The organism is Bradyrhizobium sp. USDA 4474, from assembly GCF_054057515.1.
Genome location: NZ_JBSRZJ010000002.1, coordinates 4,588,800 through 4,609,714 on the forward strand (window position 1 = coordinate 4,588,800; position 20,915 = coordinate 4,609,714).

Consider the following 20,915-nt stretch of genomic DNA (forward strand, 5'->3'; position numbering starts at 1 on the left):
AGTGATCCTCATTCGATAATAAAACCGGCGCTGCCGGTCAATCCTGGTGCGCTGGCGCGAGGCGCATCGCGGTCTCGCGGCGGTCTGGCCACCGTGTTCGTCAAAATCCGCCCCGCGTCTGAAGGCGGTGAGATGCGCTCGCTCGGAGTACTCATCCGGTTCGGATTCGGTCCGGGCCGCACGATGTAGGGGGTGACAATAATGACCAGCTCGGTTTCACGTTTTTGAAACGATGAGGAGCGAAACAGCGCGCCCAGGATCGGCACATCGCCGAGCCAGGGAAACTCGTCGACATCAGTGTTGAAGTTCCGCCGGATGAGGCCGCCGATTGCAAAGCTCTGACCGCTGGCGAGCTCGACCACGGTGCTCGCCCGCCGAGTCGAGAGGGCAGGGACCGCCATGCCGTTGATTTTGACTTCGCCTTCGCTCGACAGTTCGCTGACTTCGGGCTTCACACGGACATTGATCTGATTATTGTTGAGAACCGTCGGAACGAACTCGAGGCTCACGCCGAACTGGCGAAATTGGACCGAAACCTGCCGGTTATCCTGCATCACCGGAATGGGGAATTCGCCTCCGGCAAGGAAGCTTGCGGCTTCGCCGGACATCGCTGTCAGATTCGGCTCAGCCAGGATTGAAGCGAGGTGCTCGCTCGCGAGCGCGTCCAGAACAGCGCTTAAATTCGTTTTTCCAGCGCTAAACCCGATCCCGATAGTGCCGCCGCCGGCCGCCGCGCCAGCTGCCGCGCTGGAGCCGCCCGGTTTGCCGGTAACCAGGAAAGCGCCGTTTGGACCGGAAGCGGAGAAGTTGATATTGAGATCCTTTACCGCGCTCCGGGAGACTTCTGCCACCCTTACGCTGAGATTGACCTGCAACGAGCCGGCGACCTGGATCTTATTGACAACCAGCGAGCCCGCCCCAAGAAACTGCTCAGTAACTTTCCTGGCTAGCTCGACGACATCGGCACTGGGTGCCGTGCCGCTAAGCATTGCGCCACGCGGGGTATAGCTGACCTGGATTGGATAGTCGCCGACCTCAGCCTTTAGTGCGGCTCGCAGATCTTCAATCGGTTGGGTAACGACAACGCGCAGCTCGGCCAGAGCCTCTCCCTTGTCGTTCAGAGCGAACAGGCTCGTCCGCCCGGACTTCTTGCCGAACACGAAAATCGTCGTGTTCGACGGCGCCTGATAATCAGCAATTGCGGGGTCGGCAACAAAGATGCTCGCTGCCGGTCCGTTCAGACGAACCGTCTTACCCTGTGAGGAGGTAAGATTGAGCGTGCCGGTGTTGCCGTCAGGCGCAGCACGTTGCGGTTCCCCACTGCTTTTTGTTTGAGCTGTGACAGCAATTGGAAATAACAGAGCAAGCGCGCATAGAGCGCGTGCGAGGCGGAGAAGCGGGACATGATGGGAGCCGCTGGCGACCATCGACGGCGCATCAGAGCCGTGGTCCATTTTAAGGAGCTTCAAGGGAGTGTTGCTTTCAAGTTAGATCGGCTAGGCGGCCGATGCTGCGCTAATGAGTTCAAGGGTGTAGCCGACACCGCGCGCGGTCTTGATCCTGAGCGTTGCTCCCGCCTGGCTTAAATGCGTGCGTAAGCGATAGATCCCGACCTCCAGCGCATTGGTCGAGACCTCGTCGTCAAATGCATACAAGCTATCTTCGAGAGATGTGCGCGGCACGGTACGGCCCGCGCGGCTGAGCAGATGTTCAAGAATGCACACTTCGCGGCGCGCAATTCTCAGCACTCGGCCACCGACCGAGACTTGTCTCGCGATGGGATCAAAATGCAAATTACCGAATGTCACCACCGGCGCCGTCATCTGCGTTGACCGTCGCAGAATAGCCCGCATGCGAGCAATGAGTTCGTCGATAGAAACAGGCTTGGGCAGAAAATCATCCGCGCCGGCATTGAAGATAGCAATCCGCTGACTGAGATCATTGAAATTACTCATCATCATGGTCGGCATAGACCGCCCGTCGCGCCGTAACTGCTTCAGCCAGTCCAATCCGTCTCCATCCGGCAGAGCCAATTCGAGCAGGACCATATGGTAATTCGCGCAATCGAGCGCTGCCGCGGCCTCATCCAGCGTTCGTGTCACGTCAACGGCGAAGCCGCAATTTAACAGTTCGTCCTTCACGTCACGAACGAAGTCCGCGTGATTGTCAACCAGAAGAATTCGCATTGCATCGCCTTTCGTCCACCACACCACGACCTGAGCAAGTCACATCTACCTCTGGGATTCGATGAGCCTGAGAGGCGGTTGCACTGATGTGAATACGAAGAGTTCGAAGCGAGAGGACGGAACAGACCCAAGGGCCATCAAAGCTTGCCGATCTGTCGTCTTCGACTCGACTGCTGAGCGCGGCCTTTTTACACCGTCGGCGCTGCTCGGCATGCCTGCGGTGTCAGCGACAGACCTGCTCTTTTTTGAGGACATCAAGGCCGCAGCGGCCTGCCGACTGGTTTGTAGACCGATCACAGCCCCTCTTCCATCCGCTGGCGGGGCGCCCGCAGGGCGAATAGCGCCAAGTGGCGCGATCGAAGCCAAAGCGCGAAAGACGATTGCATTTGTGGCCGAACGAAAGAATGAAACCGACATGTTAGAAACTTTCCTATTTCGTTGGGTCCATGGCGATGTTGCTGGGTTGTTGAGCCGTCGTGCCGTGGAGATCACGCCAATACAACAGCACCGGGCTTGCGACACGGATCTGGCGATGACTCGGACCGAGATGCACGATACGAGAGACCAATGCAGTATTCGGCTTGAAGAGGGCGCTCGCGGTAGATCTGGACGGCGCTAAAAAGATACGGCGGTCTAATTTGACATAGCTTGGTGCACGGCAGACGCGAGATAGAGATCTCAAGCGAATTGCTCACGTGACGACTCCTCTTTTTGCCAGAGTAGCAGCGTGAGGTCTTCTGCTCCCACATAAGCGATGTCGGGTGGACTTTGTGATTTTCAGACGTTCGCAATTTCGCTACCTGTCAGGAACGGTTCACGCGTGCGGGGGGTGTGTCGCGGTCTGTCGGAAATGCTACAATCTGACGCTAGGTGAGATTCAAGTGGATTTGGGCGCTGGTCCAGCATTGTCGAAACCGCGACGGTTATTTAAGCGAGGGCGACACGGTCCGAAGCCAGACTATCGACCGCCAGGTAACACTCGCGTCTCTCGCCATGTCATGAGAAGCTCGTCGACCCGATCAAGGCGTCGCTTGATGACAGCCGATTACAGCATTTGGCGCTAGTCGTCTTTGCTGGCGCTAGGGACGTGACGTCTCGGTGTTAGGTCAAGCCCGTGCGTCTCATTTTTGGTGAGCAGACGCTGACGAGCGGACTGACGCCCCTATGAGGAAGCGAGTCTTGGCATCGTGGACGCGCGAGCGCGCGAGCCGAGTTAAGCGGCAGAGAGCTGTAAGAGAATCGATTGCCACGCGACATTCTTGAATGCTGCCTCCATAGGTCGCGATCGATTATGAGACGTTTGGGTAAGATCGGCAAAATCGATTGTTTTGATGGAACACATCCAGGTAGCGAATAGGGGATGTGTGCGACGAAAAGCGGTGCGCGCGTTTCCTCCAGGAAGCAGCAGCGACCTCTTTGGATGTCGGCGCGCTTCATCCCTTGCTCAGGGTATGGGGTGATGTAGTCGCTAAGTGTTACCCGGGTCGTGAAACGGCACTGCTGGGGCAAGGAGTCGTTAGCGTGGGCGTTATGGCGAAAGGGTGGAATGCCCGAGAACTGCTCGTTTGCCGCCTGTCAAATCACTTCTCGCCCGTTTTCCGCTGGTAGGGGTTTTCTTGGCTGGCGGTTCGGTAGCTGTCCAAATTGCCGCCCAGGAACAAGCGTTCGGTCTCTTGGGTCGGCGTTCTGCCCAGCGAGCACATCAGTTCCACATCCGCATCGACGTTGTCCTGGTCTCCCGCATTCATTCCGATAGCGATACTGCTCAGCACGTCGTCAGGTGTCCAGACCGCAGATTTCGGTACCACATAAGTGTGCAGCGTTTTGGCATTGTTGGCTATCGCTCTCGCCCAGTGGTCACGCGAAACGCTCAGTTTGGCGGGCTCTTCGACCAAAGACACGAATGGAGAAGTTGTCGTCTTGCCGCGCATATGCCATCCAGCCTGGCGTGCCCGATCCATGGGATACCGTTCCAGAGGATCTCCAACGGAAGCATGATCCCGAGCCGTGCTTCGAACATGAGATATTGCGCTTGTGTTTTCTTCGGTATGGGGCTTGCAATCAGTGTCCCGATTCTGAAAACGACGAAGTATGACATATGACGATCCCGCAACGTCGTCGAATACGCGGTCTCGATCATTGGCAACTTCGGTCTCCGATGACCAACGTGCTGCTTGCTGTCGGGCGAGTTCGATTTCCTTCTGAAGTGCTTCGAGAGTGGCACCTGTCAACGTTGCGGCAAGCTGAGCGCGCGCACTGACGAATGATGAGGCTGGATAGCGACTGAGTTCAGGGGCCGCCTCGCTTGGCGCAGACCACGGCGCTGCCATCGCGGAATTTGACGCTAAGGAGACTGACTCCAAGGTTGGGGCGGACGAGTCCGAGTCGGCTAGAGCCAAGTCATTTAGCTGCTGCTCAAAGCTCGCTTGAGCTTCTGAACTTGCCGGTGCGCTCGTCTGCACGCTAAGCTGGTCCTGCTGTCCACCGATGTAGCGCGGCTGCTGAATCTCAAAGGAATTGTCGGCGGCATTCCTCGGATCGACGTTCATCTCTCTTTCTCCCTTCCAAGTGCCGCCTGTCAGCGTTGACTGTTGCAGGTGCAGCTTTCGAGAAGCTGACGGTCGGAAAGAGGCCATTGAGCTTAACCGCTGCCTTCTGTTTCTGCCACTTCCGATTCGACTAGGCTTAGATCGGGATCGCGGCGTCGGGTTCGCTCCGCCACCTTGTTGCGGATGCGTCGCCTATCGCAGACAGTCCTTGACGAAGATGTACAAGCAATCGCATGCGGATGATCGAGTGATTCTTTCGTGCATCATCTGATTCCACAGATGTGACGGCTTCATCTCCTGGCTCGTTAGGCCTGCAGCGGACTAGCGCGACCGCTCGTCTTTTTTTTGTGGGTTCCAAGCGGCCATCGAGCAAATCCTTCTAGTCGACGCCCACGAGGTGGAGCCCCTCAAAATCCTGACCTACGATCTTGTGATGTCTGAATAGCCGTTACAACGACTTGCGCCTGATTGCGGGACGCTGCTTTTGTACAGGCGTGAGCGCGCTTGCTGAATGAAAGCCAAACAGCTTGCCAGCACGAACATCTTGAAGAACGTAAGCTGTGGTACTTATCGAGGGAGAAGAGAATATGAAGATCACCGGCAAAGGACTGACTATCCTGTTGTCCTTGCTTTCGGTCGCGAGCGTTAGCGCGGTCGCGCGAGCCGATGAGCCCTCGCCGAAATACACCGAGGTTCTCAATGCCCTGCAGGCGGGGAAGAATGTGAAGCTCGTACTGGATATGAGCCGCTGTAACTCCGCTGAGGGCGGCAAGCCTGCATCGGCGACGCAGGCCGGTCTGGTCATCAATGCATTCAGGGTGACGGTCCAGAACGGAATCAGTTTCGCCAATGCTCACCAAACAGTCGACAGCTCTGGACATGCCGTGACCGAGTACATCCGCCATAGCCTTAGCCGCGAAGGCAAGCTGACGGTGCGAGCCTCGAAGCTTGTTGTCGGAACCACGGAGCTTGTGAACCAGGGCGAATTCATCTGCGAACTGCCGGATGGCGCAAGGTTCATCTGGTAAGGAAGAGCACAGGGGCGCTCAGGGGTTTTCTGGCTGTCTTTCCGCTCTGGGAAAGTTCGAGGTGCGCCAACTTACTACGGTTCGACCAAGGTAAGTCATGAGGGCCGTCGATCTCCAGTCCATCTCAGCGATTGGAGGATCGGCGGTTCGCCCTGTCACCAGATGGTTGGTGCCAAGGCTTCTCAGCAGAACACTTCAGATGAGCCGGGTAAGAAACGTCCGCACTCCCTCCGGCCTGTTGGGTCGTGTATTCATAAGCCGATCAAGCCGCGGGCTCGGGGATGATTTCGCTTGACCCGCGGCCACCCCAGGATGCGCTCGTATCTTTCATGCGCGGCTTTGTCTTTCAATTGAAAGGTCCGCGCTGCCGAATGCAGTCGTAGGGTTGGAGCACCGGCTAAAGATCATTTTATGAATGGCCGCTACGGGGCTTGCTCACCGTTTCAATTGTCGTTCGGACGCGACTCTGATTTCTGAAAATAACATGATCCGACCTGGATGCGGGACCTTTAGCGGTTGCCCGCGGTGCCGCCGAGCAGTCAGCCAAATTGCGGCCGATGGAAGAGAATAACGCGCCCTCCGGGTAGGCTTTCAGCCGTGTAGGGCTGGCCGTGGATCAAAAAGCCGGTCATCGGGACGCCTTGGCTCGGCAGAAGGCCCAGGTTTTGGAGCATGTCAATCACGAGAGGCGAAGCTTCTCGCGGACCGTGCCTCCAGTCGTGCCCGAACAACTCTCCGAGTTCACGCAATTGCGGAACCAGGGGGTGGCCGGAGAGCGGCACTGCGGTCGGCAGTTGGAGGTGCGGCGCGGGCGATTCGAACCAGGAGGGTCGATCAAACCCAGATGCGCGGCCGTCGTAAGTATCGGGGGGAGCCGCCGGCGTCGCAGGCGCAGCTTCTCTCCTCGAAACGAACCTTGGGTGATGAATCAGTTGAACGTCATTGGATCCTCTTGGCCCCAGCACGGCCGTATAGCGTTCGCCGTCAATCTCATAGTTCATGAGTGGATATTCTGCGTTAGGCAAGAAGTCCCACTTGCCCAACGTGGAAAGCATCACGTCGGGGGCCAGTTGCGTGCAATGGGAAAAGTCCTTTCGTACGGCGAACGAAACATCAAATGTATCGCCGACAGGAGGAGACTGCAGATGGATGAGCTGAACATCATCACGCCCACGCGGTCCTAACACGGCCGTATAGCGTTCACCGTGAATGTCGTAGGTCTTTACCCGCTGTGCTGCATCCGGCAACAGACCCCAGCGTCTGAGCTCAGAGCGCAGCATGTCCGGTGCCGGCTGGGTGCCATGGAAGAAATTCTCGGGAACGGCGAAGGAGGCGTCAAAGCTCTCGCCGGCAGCGGAGAATGTCGAATCAAGTGTAGGCGGGGCCGCAGCATCTCGATTCATCATTCGTCCAAAGTCTTCTTCAGGGGCAGGACTCGGCGACTGAGCGCTGGGCTGCCGGATCGCCGCATCGAAAAGCGCTTCCTGGGCGACATTTTGCACGAGCAAGGGGGCGACGGCACTCATTGTTGGCCAAACCACCAGAGCATCGAAAGCGGCGGCTGTCTGCAGGTCCTGGCGATCTGCGGCATCGAAAAGCTCTTCCTGAGCGACACTTTGCGCGGGCGAATGGGCGACGGAACTCATTCTCGGCCAAAACACCGGAGGATTGAGGGGCGCGCCTGGCAGCAGGCCCTCGCGATCCGCGGCATCGAAAAGCTGTTCCTGGGCGACACTTTGTACAGGCGAGTGGACAACCGAACTCATTGTTGGCCAAGGCACCGGAGCATTGAAGGGTGCGCCTGCCAACAGGCCCTCGCGATCCACGGCATCGAAAAGCGCTTCCTGGGCGACACTTTGCCCGGGCGAGTGGGGGGCCGAACTCGTCGTTGGCCAAAGCTCCCGTGCATCGAAGGATATCGCTGGCAGTAAGCCTTCGCGATCGGCGGCATCGAAAAGCGCCTCCTGAGCGAAACTTTGCACGGGCGAGCAAGCTGGGCCACGCATTCCCTGCCAAAGCAAGGGGGCATTGACGCCGAAGGCTGGAAGCTCGTCGCTCCGTTCCGCGTCGAAAAGCACGTCCTGGGCGGCACTCTGTATGGCAGAATGAGCGGCTAAACCTATTTCGTGTCGAACCGGCAGAGGATTGGAATTGCCAGCCGGCGGTGAACCCTGATCCGCAGCATTCCCCAAATGATGATCAACGAGAACCTGCATGGAAGAGCGGGCGGCCGGATCTGTTGCCACACTCGAGCTGACTCCTTGTCCTCCCAAATTGTCCTGACCGGTGATCTCCCGATACTCGCGAAGCCTGTTCAAGGCGTAGATAAGGTTCTTGTCATTCCGAAACAAAGTGGCGGCATGACCGCGCAGCGCGTCGTCGCTGAGCTCAGTAATTGACGAGGGTCGCAGTGCTGCCGCTAGCTTCCGTAGACAGCTAGCATAGTTTAAAGCCGTTCTGGGGTCGATTGCTCGACCGAAGCCTGCCTCAGCGGCCACCTTGATGAGGCGTGCATCTTCCTTGCAAGGACGGTAATGTTCAGTGGACCAAGCGATGGCGTCAGGCTCGCGGTAGCGGCTGACCATCAACAATGCTGAAGCGATCACCTTGTCATTTGGCAGCAGTTTCTTGGCGTAACCGAGTAACGCATCGTCATCGAGCCCAGCCATTGAATTGCCTGACTCCTTCAGCAGCAACTCGGCTAGTTTACGAAGTCGACGATCATAAATGCTGACAGTGGTTGGACCTGGCGGTGGGCCTCGCTCGAGCGCAGCGGTGGACGCTGCCTGGATCAAGCGATCATCTTCCTCAGAGACATCATAAAGCTCCCTGTGCGGATATATTGGGCCAGCCGAACGCGCATCTCCGACGTGCTGCTCAAAATCGGCTTGCTGCCGTTCGGGTTGCTCTACGGTGGCATCGAACGCGGCCGGTTCCTTATCGGCGGGGTGGATATTGTTGAATTGGTCCATGGTCTCGTTCGCTAGCGTCGCCCTCGTGTTCTTTCGCTACTCACGTCAGCTTTCCAAAACCTGACCGCCTGGCCGGGCGGAAAGCTGAATGAATAATGGTCGGTAAGTGCATTTTCTAACCCACGACAAGTGCGGCGAATTTAAAGAGATGCAGGTTTCAGCTGAAAACCCCGTCCAGTGCGCTACGCGCCGGCTCCTTCCCCGCTGGCCAGGCGGACGGAGTGTTGTAGATGGCGCGAACGCCGCTTTCGATTTTTTGGAGTGTCGGAAAAAGGCGAATCGGCCTTTCAGGTTCAGGAGCTCCTACTCTCAGCTTTTCCCCGACTTTCTGTATGGATTCGATGCGCTAGCGGTCCGATAGTTATCCAGATCCCCGCCCAGAAACAGTACCTCGCGCTCCTCAGTTGGGGTATCGCTCACCCAGGCCAGATTGGGTTCATCATTCTCAGTCCCGTCCTCAAGAATACTGACGATCTCTTCGGCCGTCCATGTGGTGACCCTTGGCACCGTGTAGGTGTGCAGCTCGCTTGCGTTTTCCGCGATTGCCTTGGCGCCATGCTCGTTATCGTCGTCCGGCGAAAGGAGCAGTTGAGAGGCCTCTTCGGACAGTGATACAAAAGGCGAAGAATGGGTATCGCCCCTCATGTGCTCTGCGGCTGCGCGGCCGAGATCAAGTTGTTGGCCTCCCCAGATATTCCAGGGCGCGACGTCGTAACGCAAAGCCGCCATGGAACGCAAATGGGCCATCGCGCTTTGACCGTCCAACACGTGGGGCTTGCAATGGCTGGCGTGGTTTTGAAAGCGCTGCAGCTCCGCGTAGGACGATGCCACCAGGTCGTCGTAAACGCGGCTACGATCCACGCCGCCGGCCAACGGCCCAGTCTCGCTTGCCCATTGTGCTGATGTTTGCGCAGCGAGTTCGATTTCTCTTCTGAGTTCCGCAATGTTCGCGCAGGTCAGCGTTGCGGCGAGTTGAGCGCGCGCTTTTACAAAGGATGCGGCTGTGCACCGTTCGTCCTTTGGGATAAGGTGCGCTCTCCTATTGCCGTCCGTTGCAGTTCGGCTCGATTCAGCCCCGGCTGAGGCTGGTGCGGACAGGATTGGCGGCTGCTCCCTAAGCCGCAGCTCAAAGTCTGCTTCGGTCTCTTCCTGTTGCGGATCGACGTGGCTCATGCGAGCCGCGGACGGATTCAAGTTGTCAAATGGGCCCATTGCTTTCTCCCATTGGTTGCCTCGTCAAGGTCGTTCGAGCAAAGTTGGTCCGAGAGATTCAGAAGCCGAGCGGCAGTTGATAAAATTTCCAGCGGATATGATTCTCGAACGGGTGGGTATGTTGAGCGCGTACGGATCGGGCTGACCCAGGATCCAGGTCCTTCCTTTCCAGGTCTTGAACGATCAAGCGGGCCTGCTAGTCCGGATAGAGACGTTTGCTTATGCTAGAGGGCTTAGCTGTCGAACAGCTGACCAGGCCCATTGGTTGAAACAAACTTCGGCCCTTGCGGCTGTGCTGGCGTGCCGGTTGGTCACTGTAGAGTTGAGTTTGGGCGAGATGGTCCCTTCGCCCCTGTCCAGCCCCACGGCAGGCCCGAGCGATGGGGCCGGGCGAAGCAGGTCGCGAAAGCGATGCAATCGCTGATCGTGCGCTGCGTGGATAAGCCTATCTGGGCCAGGTTTGCATTTTGCGCGAGTGGATCTCGTTGAACGGTGCGTCGAGATGCCAGCTCCGATCCGAGTGGCCGGTGCCGCAGCCACCTGGCTCGTGATTTCGCCGCCGTGGGACGAAGCTCATTGTGCTTTGTTGGGACGGATTGGGGGTGAGGAGTCGCGCGGACGACCCGGAAGCTGGTCGCAGAACACGACCCGGTCGACGCAATTTCAATCCAGCATCCGACATGAGACGTTGAGTTGCCAGCCAGACCTGGCAAGACCACGAACGATCCATCTCAAGAGACGCCCCACTCTCATGTATGTAAGTGACGTGATTTCGTCGACGTTGATGCGCCGCCATTTTTGATGCTCAAGGGCGGCTGTGTCCAAGATAGCTGAGTCCGCGCACATATCGGCGCGCTCCGGGGCCGCGAAGACGGGCGCTCGGCAAATTGGGGTCCGCCATCATACCCGTACGCGAGGACATGCGCCGCGCGCGAGAATTAAGGAGATCGCAGCATCCTCGTATCCGCAAGACCGCGGGCGTGGTGCAGAACGAAGTGCAGCCTCGAATTGTTGCCGTTGCGAGGCATCCATAATCTAAAATGTTTCATCGCAATATTATATGGTGGGCTTGGGAACGCCTTATTGATTGGATGTCACTTTGCAGCGCGGCAGCAAGCCGTTGCCTAATCATGTCGCCAAATCTGCTCCGTGTTCTCGAATGCATCCAGTCATCTGGTTCGCTTCGCCGGTGCCGCCAACTGCACTCGATGCAATTAGGTAGCGTGTCCGACGAACCCGATCAGAGAACACGTTGGAATAAGCGGCTGAAAGTTAAACAGCGCAATAGAAGAGGATGCCAAGGGACGATAGTAGATTGAAATACTCAACTACTGCGTTTGCATGGTTTGGACCTCTAGAGGTCCCTAGCTGATGATTGCTAGCTCGGTCGGAAGTCCAAAGGTTTCGATAGCGAATGCAATCCAAAACATCTTCGTGAAAAGGGACAGCTTTTTGATGAAATCTGGAGAGCCGATGTGAGTGTACGCGTGTGGAAGCAACCAGCCGCTGGAGGCAAGCTATCACCTCGGCGTCAATCGGCAACCGACGTGCTCGGAGCGCGTCTCATCCCAAGGCCTAGCAAAAGCGTCTTTGGTGTCGTTCAACTCACATCAGCCGACTGTTTGTTGTCTATCCCTCAAATTGGCTGCCCGAAGCACGTTCAGGGTGAGCATGCACGAAACGCTGCCGAGATCAACTTGTGCACAAGGCCGCTGAGTGGCCCAGCGGCCACCGCATGAGGGGCTGTGATGTCTTCCCGCAACTCCATGCTTCATCTCGGCTTGAATCTTCATGGTGCCGGTGGTCATTCTGCCGCGTGGCGCTGGCCAGGCACAAATCCAAGCGCTCTTTTTCGACACCGCTACGTCCGCGCTGCGAAGCTTGCGGAGCGCGGTCGCTTAGACGCCGTATTCCTGGCCGATACCCCGCGATAAGCTTCGACATCACCCACCAGCCGCCGCTTAATGGGCTTGAACCAACGCTGGTCCTGGCTGCGATCGCACGTGAAACGAAGCGGATTGGGCTAATCGCCGCCGCATCGACCACCTACAATGATCCCTACAATCTCGCCCGGCGTTTCCAATCGCTCGATGTCATCAGCGGTGGCCGTGTGGCGTGGAACGCAGTCACGACCTCGAGCCCCGCGACGGTAGCTAATTTGGCGGACCAGAGCTCGCACGAGCGGATCGCTACCGGTGCGCTGAGGACTTTGTTGAAACTGTTCGGGCGCTCTGGCTCAGCTGGAGTGGCGAGATGATCATCGCGGACCAAGCAGCGGGAGTTTATGCAGATCAGCGTCTGTTTCGGCTGCTCGACCCTGAAAAGAACAGTTTTGGCATCCGTGGCCCACTCACACATCCCGCTTCGCATCAAGGTCATCCAGTCATCGTTCAGGCGGGCGGTTCGGATCCTGGGTTGCGGCTCGGCGCCCGCAGCGCAGATGTCGTGTTCGCGGCAGCCGGCGACTTGAGAACTGCGCTGCAAGAGGCCGAGCGCCTGCGTACTCTGTCTCGTCAATTCAGCCGCCCTACGGCTCCGCTGATCCTTCCAGGTCTTGTCATCTGTATCGGCGGGACTGAAGAAGAGGCGGCTCGCCGCAAAGCGCAACTTGACGAGTTGCAAGACCTGAATCGCGCTGTCGCCGCTCTTGCACGAAGCATGGGCTTGGCGGTCGAGAAGCTTAACCTCGAAAGGCCCATTCCGGAGGAGATTTTGCCCGATGCAGACAGCGTTCCGTTTTCTGTTGGGCACCATCGCACGGTCGAAACTCTGGCGCGTCGAGGCCTTACAGTTCGCGAGATCATCACCAGCGTTCAGGCGTTTGGCCACCGCTTGCTGGTGGGCGCACCCGAACAGATCGCAGATGCGATCGAGGCTTGGTTCCGCGCCGGCGCGGTGGATGGCTTCAATATCATTCCGGACGTGCTGGCTGACGGGACTGCGTCCTTTGTCGACCATGTCGTGCCTCTCCTTCAGAAGCGCGGTCTATTTCGCACAGAATATCAGGGGGAGACATTGCGCGAGCATTTGGGAATTCCCCTCCCCATCGAACCGGCGAGTACGTCGCGTTCCTCAGTGGTGTGACGCTGCATTCGGCCTTTCCGTATTCATTGTCCTGGAGCTCGGACATGTCTGTATCCAATACGCGTTCATCGATGCGCTTCACTTGCCGGCCAAACTGTCTCGCAAGAAAAGTAGCCGCGAGTCTATTGGTGCTGCAAAGCCTGTCACAGTTCGCGCCGAGCGGCCATGCTCAAGAGTCGCCAGCGGTCAAACGAGGAGGGGTTGTTCGTTATGGGCATTTTCAAGAGCCACCGTGCCTCTTCGGAGGGTGGGTGCAGCAATGGTATTTGCAACGCCAGTACAGTGACAATCTGGTCGCCCGCAGTGAAGATGGCCAGATTGTGCCCTGGCTGGCCGAGTCATGGACAATTTCCGATGACAAAAGGGTATACACATTTGAAATAAAGCCGAATGTGAAATTCACGGATGGCACGTCTCTGGATGCTCAGGCCATCGCCGACAATATCAACGGGTGGCTCAGCAACGACCCTGATCGCCGTAATCCAACTGCCGCTCCCTATCTCAGTGATAGCTTCGAATCGGCAAGTGCAATCGCTCCTCTGAGATTACAGGTCACCTTGAAGGCGCCATTTCAACCCTTGCTGAACGTGTTAGCCCAATCCTCACAAGGCATTCTCTCACCCTCCGCGCTCAAACGCGGACTTACGGTAAATTGCGAGAGTCCTGTCGGCTCAGGTCCATTCATTGTGGACAAATGGCGCCATGGAAGGGAGGTCACTTTCCGCCGCAATCCCGACTACAACTCGGCGCCTGCGACCGCCAGGGTTTTTGTGGCCGCTGTGCCTTTCTGCGCGACTGCGATCTTGAACACGCAGACCTCTCTAAGGCCTATCTCTACAGGTCGATGATCACCGGTGATCCCCCGCAATCAATGGCGTTGAACCACGCAAATCTTGAAGGATCCAATCTTGTTCAGGCGTATCTTGCCGCGGGAATGGCTAAGAGCAACCTTGAGGCAACGCGTGCCGCATACGTTCGCATGAATCAATCATCCTTGCGCGGGGCGAACCTCAGTGGGATGTCACCGTTCCAGGCCAGCTTCGTGAAGGCCGACTTTTCGGACGCCAAGATAACCACATTCGAGCCGCCATTCTTTGCTGACCGATGTCCGGGCCTGCAGGCTGCTCTGAAGGGGCAGGAGCGGCGTGAGCCATCAAGCTATTTCGCTGAATTGTCATCGTTGATCAGACGGGGGCGAGAAGGATCCACCTGACCTGTTTGGACTGCACAAGGACGGTTTGGGCGATCATCGGAGCTGTGCGCGGAGCTCTTTGAGATTCGCGGTCAGGACGAGACGCGAGGGCAGAACTTCTGCGCGATCGGACCGACTAGATCGCCTTTTTGGCATTCAAAAAACACTGGAGTAAGAAAATGCATCTGGCAGGTCTTTCCGCAGGTAAAGCGTTCATCCGCGAGGTGGCGAGAACAGGGCAGACAATCGGGACGGTACATACGCTCGGCGCCCTACATCGAGGGCATGCAGAACTGATCAGAAGGCGGCAGTCGAAAATGACGTCCCGATTGCCACGGTGTACCCGAACAAGATCCAGCTTAGGCCAGGTGGGGGTTACGATTTCAATTTAGATGAGGATATTGGGGTCGCGTTACGGTCGGGCGCAACTGCCGTAATTTCGTCCAACGACACCGAGATGTTCCCGCCCGGCTATCGAACCTTTGTGTCGCAGGGTGAGGGTCATTTGCGGTTAGGAGGGCGTGATGCCTATTTGGAAGAAGCCGTTACTGGAGCAGTCCGCTGCATCTGCTATGCGCGACCAACACGCAGCTACTTCGGCCTGAAAGATATCGGCCAGGCGATCATGGTGAAGCGCGCCGTCGCAGACCTCCTTCTGGATTGCGAGATAAGGTTTGTGCCGACGGTGACATACAAGAAAGGAGTGCCCATCTCGTCGCGTTTGAGGCGATTTAACCGCTCTGAGCTTGATGAGCTGTCGTGCCTTTTCACGGCACTCAACCATGCGAGGAAGGAGGTCGTCCGAGGGATATCTAGCGCCAAGATCTGGTTGCATCCGCTACGTCTCAGATCAAGTTCCGCCACTTTAACCTCGACTTTGTTCGAATTATCGACGCTGACAACTTCGAAGACCTGGAGCATGCCAAGCTCCCTTTCATCATTTTTGGAGCGGCAACGGCTCATGGTCTTAAGATCTTCGATAATATCTACGTTCCAGATCAGGATACTCTCCTGAAAGGCCCTTCGAACATCTGGATCGACCTGCCGGATCAGCCCTAGCCAGCCGATTGTTCATCCATGACTTGAACACAAGGCATCCGCCGTATCCGAAGACCGGCTATCTTGTGTAGGTGCAATCGGCTTGATGTGTTGCGCTCCAGAACATAGCGATCTCTCTCACCAGCGCTGAGAGCCCTCACTGATCCACTGAGTAGATCGAGTTGTCAATGCGTTCCTCCCTGCCCGACACGGTAGGGTAGGCTGGTTGCCGTTTGAGGTATACTGGTCCAGCGGCCCACCATAGCCAGCGCTGCGGCAGCTCGAAACGATGGCGCCTCCAGACGGTAAACTCTCGAGAGCAACATCTGCAGAGATAACCATGACAACGCTATCGGAAGATCACCGGACGGACGATTCGTATGTTATCCCGCTGAGGAAGTTGGATGTAAGCGATGGCAAGCGCTTTCAAGACGACAGCATATGGGTTTGCTTTGAGCGACTGCGAAAGGAAGATCCCGTTCACCACTGTCAAGACAGCGCTCATGGTCCATATTGGTCCATAACGAAATACCGGGATATCGTCGCCGTAGACACAAACCACCAGGCGTTCTCGTCAGAACAAGGGGTCACTATTGTCGACGTGCCTTGCGAGCACTGGACCCCAAGCTTCATCAAGATGGGGCCTCCCAAGCACGCCGAGCAGCGCAATACCGTAAGCCCGATCGTCGGACCGGAAAGCTTGAACAAGCTCGAAGGTTTGATTCGGTCCCGTGTCAGGGCGATCCTCGCGGGCCTGCCGCGCAATGAAGTCTTCAACTGGGTGGACAAGGTCTCAATAGAGTTGACGACGCAAATGCTCGCCACGCTATTCGACTTTCCATTTGAGGATCGGCGACTGCTGACCTATTGGTCGGATGTAGCTGTTACAGCTCCGAAAGCAGGCCATGCAATTGACAGCTGGGAGAAGCGAAGCACCATCTTGTCCGAGTGCCTAGCCTATTTCACCCGACTTTGGAACGAGCGCATCAAAGCCGAGCCGCGCCTCGACCTGATCTCCTTGATGACGCATTCGGCGGCCACGCGCCGCATGGTGCCAAGTGAGTTCCTCGGAAATCTTATCTTACTCATTGTTGGGGGCAATGACACCACGCGCAACTCGATTACTGGCGGTCTCCTGTTCATGAATCAGTACCCATCCGAACGGCGAAAGCTCATTGACAATCCCAAGCTGGTCTCGAACGCCGTGTCCGAGATAATTCGGTACCAGACGCCAATTGCACATATGCGCCGCACTGCCGTGATCGACAGCATTGTAGGCGGAAAGCAGATCAGGAAGGGCGACAAGGTCGTCATGTGGTACATCTCGGGTAACAGGGACGAAGAGGTCATTGAGAGTGCCAACAGTTTCGTGATCGACCGCAAGAATGTGCGGCAGCATCTCTCGTTCGGATTCGGCATCCATCGGTGTCTTGGCAGACATCTTGCGGAGCTGCAGCTGAGGGTCCTCTGGGAGGAGATTTTGTCCGCGGAATTGTGGTTCGAAGTTGTCGGCGAACCCGAGCGGATTGCGTCTAACTTCGTGCACGGCTATTCGGCTCTCCCTGTGCGGATTACAGCCTAGGCCCACATTGCGCTGCTCACGCAGACGGCAGGCGGCGGAGCGGGCTTGTCCTAAACCATCTTGCGTTTCTGCAAGGAGCGCAGATGGGTGATCGACGCGAAACGTTGTTGCATGCGGGGAGCTGATTGCGGGCCCGCAGACGCTTGGAACGAGACCCGCAAGAAGCGATAGGTGAGGCGTACGTCCGCCTCGCACGCGCTCGGCAGGTGGATAATTGAACCTCAACGGCTACTCCGATGCAGGTGTCTGGGCTGCCTTAATAGTCGGAACCGTAAAGGCCGATCACCTTGATGTTGAAAATTGTAGCTGTGGCAGCGATCTTTCTTGGAGAAGCGCTTTCGATACTGGCCGAGTTGATTGCCTCAAGACAATTCGGAAAAACAGGTGGCCACATGGCGATGCTGTGGCCGATGTTTCTCCTGGCATCCTTCGCCGGCATCCTCCTCGTATTCGGATACGCACTTGGCTACATGCATCTGAAGAATATCTGGATCATTGTCGCGATATCCGTTGGCGCCATCCTGGTGCTGGAGCCGATACTCACGCTTCTGCTCTTTAGAGATGTACCGACCGTCGGTTCGCTAATTGGGCTGCTTCTGGGTGCGTTTGGCGCACTCGCTGCCATATTTCTATGAAGGTAATTTGACGGTGGCGAAAATGGCCCCGCGGCTTTTGCGAAATGCAGTCTGAGGAGCTGCGGAGGGGCGAGTCTGCCGGTTCGGACGAGGATAAATATCGATACTGGTTCAGCATCTCTTCACCGGTATACGGCGGCTGGCTCTCGGCTAGCTCTATTGAGCGCTTCTGTCAAACTCTACTTAAAAGTTCGTAGGATGCCGCCGCAAGGCTAGCTCTGTCAGTCGATTTGAGCTGGCCATTTCTCCTTGACAATAATTCGCCGTTTAAGGGCGAGGTTTGTCCCAACTACCCATTTACATCGACGGAGCCACCGGCAAACGACCAAGACTCGTACCGGATGGCGACGCGGCCAAGGCGCCTCAGCGGCCGTGACGTGTCTGATCAAACCGCAATCGAGGCATTACCCACATCGATCTCTTCAGAATCATTGGAGGTCCCATGGAAATGAAACTCCAGGTGACATCGACTTTCTTTTGCGTTCGCAAGAACGGTTTTTGGTCAGGTAGTCGTCAGTCGGGCGGTCTACCCAGACGGCCTGCACATTCGTAACTTTTATCGGAGACGAAGTATGACAGGCATTGGCCGAGCTGGCGCATCGGATGTGGGGGCCACAGGAGTCGGTAGCAGCGGGGACATAAGCCGTTCGAGGCCGGAGATTGGCCTGCTTCCCGGAGGAGGCAGACAGTCCTTCGATGCCGTTATCGAGCGGCTGCGCTCTGGGCCTCAAGACAGAAGCGCGGTGCTTGGCAAGCCGAATCTCCCGGCGCCAACGCGCAACGAGATCAGGGCAGCAAGGCAAAAGATGGACAGCCTGCTTGCCGAGCTTGATGCTAGCCGTCGAGCGGCCACGCACCCCCCGAACCTACCAGAGGCACAAGAGCTGATCGATCGAGTCGTCAAAGCAGGCTCAACAGTTCTGGAGTACTACGCGGATCTGCCGGCCAATTTAGCGCGTCGCATTATGCCCGACGACCAGGCTCGCAGGCTCCGCGATGACACGCTGGCCGCGGCCGACCGGTGTAACGAGGTGGCCACCCATATTATCTACGAGCTGGAAGACAAAAGAAAGGAAGCAAAAGGCTGGCTCGTGAGGATCAGAAGCACCGGTACGCCTGCCCAGGTGGACCGCGCGCTTGCAAGTGTGGCGAATCGTTATGCAGCCTGCATGGAATGGTGGGGAAAGAAGGTGTTGCGCCTGGAGCGGGTTCAGTCTGCCTGTGTGGCTACTGCCAATTTGCCGAGTAGCACGCCCGAGATGCGCAAGGCCGAAGAGGCCGCACTAAGGCTGCACACCGGCGAGGCTCTCAATATGAAGTGCATGTTCCTGCAACAGAGGATCGCTCTCGCGGAGCTCTTGATTGACTCGCGAGCGAGCACGTTCGATCCAGGCGTGCGCGAGGCCCTCATGGACGAGAGCGGGCGGGTGCGTCTGCTCGGGAGCTTTATCGGAGATATTTTTCCGGCGTTTGTTTCCACGGCCGATGCCGTTCTGAAGAGCAATGGAGCAGCGCTCGACGCGGAGCATCGCGCCGTGCTGGAAGGAGTGATGGAGCGGCTTTCGGAATTTGCGTCGGGGGTGAGCGGCATCGTTGCCAATGTGAGGGGGACCGGAACGGGGGCTGACCTTCCGCTGCAGCTGCTGGACGAGATTGTAGAGAGTGCGTGGGCGACAGCGAACGAGGTCATGCGGCTGCTGGCATTACAGCCAGCAACGCCTGTCACGCTTGAACGGGCGGGTTCGGCTGCGTTGCCAGAGAATATTGCTGGGGCGAGCGAAGTCAATCCGGGCCGCAGAAAGGGCAAAGGGAGGCGCGCAGCGGCCGGAGGCGAGGGGAGTTCAACGATCAGCTTATCCGAGCCGCAACTCGCAAGGCCCGCTACCGCTCCAGCTCCTACGCGCAAGGTTATCGTGCGCTCCGATCTCGGGACGAAGAAGCTCGCCACCGCGGAGGAAGCACGCGCCTCTTCCGCTGCAACCGAGCACCTACAAATGTGGCAGGCACCGCCGTCCAAGGAAGCACTGGCGGGATTACTTGAGCGGCTGGACAAGCTGCTGCAGTTCGATCTGCCGGCTCAGCAAAGGACCGTCTCGCAAACGCGCCAGATGAATCCCGAGGACGCCGAATACGTCTTGGATCGCGTAATTACGCGGTTGCAGACCCAGGCTGACGAAAGTGAAGCCTGTGTAACCGCGCTGCACGAGCCTCGCCGACGTGGCCTGCTTACGCCTTCGCAAGTGCCCGAAGTGCACGATAAGTTAGTCCGGCTCAACGGGATGCTGTCCGAGCTGCACGGACAGGCAAACTCCTTGAAGGCGCGGAAGGTAGCAATCACGAGCGATTGCATGAAGACCTACTCCTTTCCATCGCAAAAGTATCTCGAAAAGTTGCGCGCGGCGGGGGAGCTGGAGTCAGTGGGGCCCCCGCACCCACTGAAGGGCGAGCCAGGTCAGCTATTCGAGATCAAGCTGCAGCCCAAGGCGCTGCGCAGTGGTGCGATGCCAAGGCCTATGTGGGTGCACATCCATACCGAGCGCCCAGTTCATGCCTGGCAATTAGCAACGCTTGGCGATCGCGAATTTGCCGCATGCCACGTGAAATCCGACGAACAGCGCGGATACAATCGACATTGGCAGAACGCTCGAGCCGCCGAGGGCCACGACAAAGTCGTGATCCACCGCGGCAAGCTCACTCCTGGGTTTTGTAGGTCCTTGTTGAGCAACGCCGCTGGCCAGCCGTGGCAACCCCATCCGGAGCTCGTTTCATCGCAGATGGCTCAACTAGGGATCTAGTGTGCTGGTTGTCTTGCTGCGGTCAGCAATTCTTGGCGGCGTGCATGCCTCCGGATCGGCTCGGCGCATTGCATTAGCAGCGCCGAGCTCCTTCGGCTTAATTTTACAAAAGAATGGAGCCCGGAAAACGCCTGCAATCATTAGCTCCGACAGAGCCATACGATACCCGAGCTTATTCGTCCCGTAGATAGATCTAATCAAGAAAATCAATTTTACCGCTCCCACCGTAGTCATATAGACCTCGAGGAAGGTTGGGGCCAACCAAGGGAAGCGATTTCTCGGATGAAAAAGTCTGTGTTAGTGACAGTCAGCGCCCTCGCGCTTGCAACGGCGGCGGTGCCGCCTTTTGCTGCGACGGTGACCGCGCAACCGGTCACCCCCCGGCTGCAGGTAGCCGATACATCATATCCGCAGTGCGCCGATGACCCGTTGGATGGCATCTGCGACCTGTTTTTTTGCTTGACCGATCCATCGTGCGTGCGACGCTGATAGCGGAAAACCAATCAAGCAGAGAATGAGGATAGAGCCTCGTGCGGCCGCTTGCTTGGGGAGCGGCCGTTTCCTCAAGCCGTAGGTTTATACTGGCAGACTAATTGATTGCTTTCAGTTCGTCGGTGATGCCGCCAATCGCTCGTCTGTAGC

General features: G+C 57.4%; 12 protein-coding genes and 2 pseudogenes. 9 read left to right on the forward strand and 5 right to left on the reverse strand.

Annotated elements, in window-relative coordinates; translation table 11 throughout:
- Positions 1-8: 8 nt before the first annotated feature.
- From ACVW16_RS23590 to ACVW16_RS23600, 3 genes are all read right to left on the reverse strand, one after another.
- Positions 9-1,427 (reverse strand): type II and III secretion system protein family protein, encoded by a 1,419-nt coding sequence (locus ACVW16_RS23590; RefSeq protein WP_456739099.1) that lies wholly within the window; start codon positions 1,425-1,427, stop codon positions 9-11.
- A gap of 69 nt (positions 1,428-1,496) precedes the next feature.
- Positions 1,497-2,186, reverse strand: coding sequence for a response regulator (locus tag ACVW16_RS23595; protein ID WP_092235790.1), 690 nt, complete (start codon positions 2,184-2,186; stop codon positions 1,497-1,499).
- A gap of 1,580 nt (positions 2,187-3,766) precedes the next feature.
- Positions 3,767-4,735, reverse strand: coding sequence for a hypothetical protein (locus ACVW16_RS23600; protein WP_456701487.1), 969 nt, complete (start codon positions 4,733-4,735; stop codon positions 3,767-3,769).
- A 587-nt stretch (positions 4,736-5,322) separates the two neighbouring features.
- Between ACVW16_RS23600 and ACVW16_RS23605 the strand changes: the two genes are divergently transcribed.
- The gene (locus tag ACVW16_RS23605) at positions 5,323-5,763 is read left to right on the forward strand and encodes a VirK family protein (protein WP_456701488.1); all 441 of its coding nucleotides are present in this window, start codon (positions 5,323-5,325) and stop codon (positions 5,761-5,763) included.
- Between the two features lie 539 nt (positions 5,764-6,302).
- Here ACVW16_RS23605 and ACVW16_RS23610 read toward each other — a convergent pair.
- Entirely contained in the window at positions 6,303-8,735 is a 2,433-nt protein-coding gene (locus tag ACVW16_RS23610; protein ID WP_456701489.1) for a hypothetical protein, read from the reverse strand.
- A gap of 309 nt (positions 8,736-9,044) precedes the next feature.
- Positions 9,045-9,947 (reverse strand): hypothetical protein, encoded by a 903-nt coding sequence (locus ACVW16_RS23615; RefSeq protein ID WP_456701490.1) that lies wholly within the window; start codon positions 9,945-9,947, stop codon positions 9,045-9,047.
- Between the two features lie 1,735 nt (positions 9,948-11,682).
- On the opposite strand from ACVW16_RS23615, the gene ACVW16_RS23620 reads away from it, so the two are divergent.
- From ACVW16_RS23620 to ACVW16_RS23655, 8 genes and pseudogenes are all read left to right on the forward strand, one after another.
- Positions 11,683-12,204: an LLM class flavin-dependent oxidoreductase gene (locus tag ACVW16_RS23620; RefSeq protein WP_456802621.1), complete on the forward strand. Its 522-nt coding sequence runs from the start codon at positions 11,683-11,685 to the stop codon at positions 12,202-12,204.
- A pseudogene (locus ACVW16_RS23625) lies at positions 12,186-13,031 on the forward strand (LLM class flavin-dependent oxidoreductase); the annotation flags it as partial. The gene ACVW16_RS23620 and the pseudogene ACVW16_RS23625, both read left to right, overlap by 19 nt.
- 44 nt (positions 13,032-13,075) lie before the next feature.
- Positions 13,076-13,879, forward strand: a complete 804-nt coding sequence (locus tag ACVW16_RS23630) for an ABC transporter substrate-binding protein (RefSeq protein WP_456701491.1) — start codon at positions 13,076-13,078, stop codon at positions 13,877-13,879.
- Positions 13,876-14,244 (forward strand): pentapeptide repeat-containing protein, encoded by a 369-nt coding sequence (locus ACVW16_RS23635; protein ID WP_456701492.1) that lies wholly within the window; start codon positions 13,876-13,878, stop codon positions 14,242-14,244. The genes ACVW16_RS23630 and ACVW16_RS23635 overlap by 4 nt, the downstream gene beginning before the upstream one ends.
- Positions 14,245-14,402: 158 nt before the next feature.
- Positions 14,403-15,238 (forward strand): annotated as a pseudogene (locus ACVW16_RS23640) (pantoate--beta-alanine ligase).
- Between the two features lie 363 nt (positions 15,239-15,601).
- A complete protein-coding gene (locus tag ACVW16_RS23645; RefSeq protein ID WP_456701493.1) occupies positions 15,602-16,843 on the forward strand; it encodes a cytochrome P450 in 1,242 nt (413 codons plus the stop codon).
- A gap of 290 nt (positions 16,844-17,133) precedes the next feature.
- Positions 17,134-17,478 carry a hypothetical protein gene (locus ACVW16_RS23650; protein WP_456701494.1) on the forward strand — a complete coding sequence of 115 codons (345 nt, stop codon included), beginning with the start codon at positions 17,134-17,136 and terminating at the stop codon, positions 17,476-17,478.
- A 572-nt stretch (positions 17,479-18,050) separates the two neighbouring features.
- A complete protein-coding gene (locus tag ACVW16_RS23655; protein ID WP_456701495.1) occupies positions 18,051-20,273 on the forward strand; it encodes a hypothetical protein in 2,223 nt (740 codons plus the stop codon).
- Positions 20,274-20,915: the final 642 nt, after the last annotated feature.